Source organism: Streptococcus sp. GMD4S (genome assembly GCF_000296955.1).
Genome location: NZ_AJRE01000513.1, coordinates 1 through 1,204, shown reverse-complemented (window position 1 = coordinate 1,204; position 1,204 = coordinate 1). Strand labels below are relative to the sequence as shown.

Below are 1,204 nucleotides of genomic sequence, written 5' to 3'. Positions count from 1 at the left end.
AGCCTGCAACATCCATGAGCTTTGACCATCATTTCTATTGCTTTTATTATTGTAGCAAATTGAGAAAATTTGTCAATCTAAATGTACTATAATTGGCGAATCGCTTCAAAAGCTCCTTTGTCAATCTCGACTGGGTCAGAGAAGGCATCCAGAACAATCCCTCTCACCGGAAACTCCCCTATCTCTTCCGCAACAGATAAACAGTCCGTAAGAGGTAATTGCAACCAGGAAAAACGGTCATAATAGTCCCTGGGAATATCTTGTTCAGTTAAGAAACAAGGATAGAAGTAGTCGTCTCCCTTTCGCAGAATATCCGGTTTTAGTCGTACCCCTTCTTGTTCATCACTCTCATCCAGAAGATTCGGATTGAAGGGGACCCAGACTTTAGCTTGTTTCAATTCCTTGAACAAGGCTTCAATTGACTCTGTCGTTTTCTCTCTCAAATACTCTTTCTTATAGTCAGAGAGGCTCATTGTTTGCTCTTTTTTAGCCGTTTTTTTCTTAAAAAACTGAAACATTCTCTTTCCTCTTAGAAAATCTTAAATGTACTGACAAACCTGTCCATCTCGATAAGCATTATCAATCAAACCGCCACCGAGACACTCATCGCCATCGTAAAAGACAACTGCCTGTCCTGGTGTGATGGCGCGTTGCGGTTCCGCAAAGATGACCTCTGCCTTATCTCCTTTGACATGTACTGTCACCTTAGAATCAGGCTGACGGTAGCGGAATTTAGCCGTACATTCTAGCGTAAATTCCTCTGGCATCTCACGAGTAAAATGAACTTGACTGGCTTCTAGGCTGGTTGACATAAGCGAATCATGGTAGAAACCTTGGCCGACATAGAGGATGTTCTTGCTTAGGTCTTTTCCAACAACGAACCAAGGGGCATTGTCACCGCCATGTTGTCCACCGATACCGAGACCGCCACGCTGACCGATTGTATAATACATGAGACCTGCATGCTCACCCATATCGCGTCCATCCACAGTCATCATGCGACCAGGCTGGGCTGGCAAGTAGTTACCGAGAAATTCTTTAAAGTTCTTTTCTCCGATAAAGCAAATCCCTGTCGAATCTTTCTTCTTAGCAGTCGCAAGTCCTGCTTCTTCAGCTAGTCTGCGAACTTCAGGCTTTTCCAAATGTCCCAATGGGAACATGGTTTTTTGGAGTTGTTCTTGCGAAAGTTGACTGAGGAAATAGG

Annotated in this window: 2 protein-coding genes; both read right to left on the bottom strand. The window is 43.8% G+C overall.

What is annotated here, in order from left to right:
• Positions 1-86: 86 nt before the first annotated feature.
• Complete coding sequence (locus tag GMD4S_RS12230; RefSeq protein WP_000485110.1) at positions 87-518, bottom strand: SseB family protein; 432 nt, start codon at positions 516-518, stop codon at positions 87-89.
• Between the two features lie 21 nt (positions 519-539).
• Positions 540-1,204: tRNA 2-thiouridine(34) synthase MnmA (mnmA, locus tag GMD4S_RS12225; protein ID WP_000328139.1), on the bottom strand; the 665-nt coding region annotated here is incomplete at its 5' end.